1 protein-coding gene is annotated in these 1,040 nt (G+C 35.8%); it reads left to right on the top strand.

The genetic code is table 11. The annotated features are described in order from the left end of the window. Positions 1-1,040, top strand: a 1,040-nt coding sequence (locus I0K12_RS21925) for a hypothetical protein (RefSeq protein ID WP_196890319.1), incomplete at both ends; no start/stop codon positions are given.

Genomic DNA, 1,040 nt, shown 5'->3' with positions numbered 1-1,040 from the left:
CAGAGTTTTCAGATAATTTAATAGATGATACTTATTATTTCTGTGAAGATGATGGAGACGGACATATGGTTGTAGATGTGAATGATATGACGGATGCTTTATTAGTAGACGGATCGATTATGAGTGTTAAATATTACTATTCAGAGTCGGAAGCGCAAGCGAATTCACAAAACTATATTGTAAACCCAATCAATATTACAACAGCAGGAACAGTATTATACATCCGTGCGGAGAATACAGAAACAGGATGTGTGTCTGTGTTAATGTTTACAGTAAGTGTAGGATCTTATCCAGAGATTTTAACGGACACAGTAACATATATCGAGTGTGGATTTGATGGTGTAGCAACTTTTGATTTTGCTACCAATGTGAATTTATTAGTAACACCATCAGCAGATATTGAAACTACTTATTATTTATCAGAAGCAGATGCTACAGCAAAGGAAAATGCGATTGCTTCTTCAGAATATGAGAGTAGTGCAACGACAATCTGGGCAAATGTTAGGAATACTTTAACAGGATGTGAGGTAGTAACATCGTTTGAAATAGAAGTGGAAGAGATTCCAGTATTTGAAAGCAATGCAGAAGAGATTATTTGTTTAAAAGAAATCGTTTCAGCAAATGATCCACAGATTGAGAGTGAGATTAGTGTTTACAATCCAGAAGGAGATTATATCTATGAGTGGACTTTCAACGGAGAAGTTTTAGGACAAACAGGAGAGACAATCACTATTACAGAGCCAGGAACTTATACAGTGAAAGCAATCAGTACTACAGGACAAAATGCTTGTGAGAGCGAGCCACAAACAATTGAAGTGATTGGATCTTATATTGCAAATATTACAGAAGCTGATATTGTAGTTTCAGGATATGTAGAAGGATTTGGAAGTAACACAGTAGCAATTAACACAACAGGGTTAACTTTAGGAGAGTATGAATTCTCAATTGATGAAGGAAATACTTGGCAAACAGCACCAGTGTTTACAGATGTTCCTGGAGGAGATTATGTATTATTGATTCGTAATGTATTAGGAGGAGGA

Source organism: Aureivirga sp. CE67 (genome assembly GCF_015767245.1).
Taxonomy (GTDB): Bacteria; Bacteroidota; Bacteroidia; order Flavobacteriales; family Flavobacteriaceae; genus Aureivirga.
This window is presented reverse-complemented; position numbering and strand designations above follow the sequence as displayed.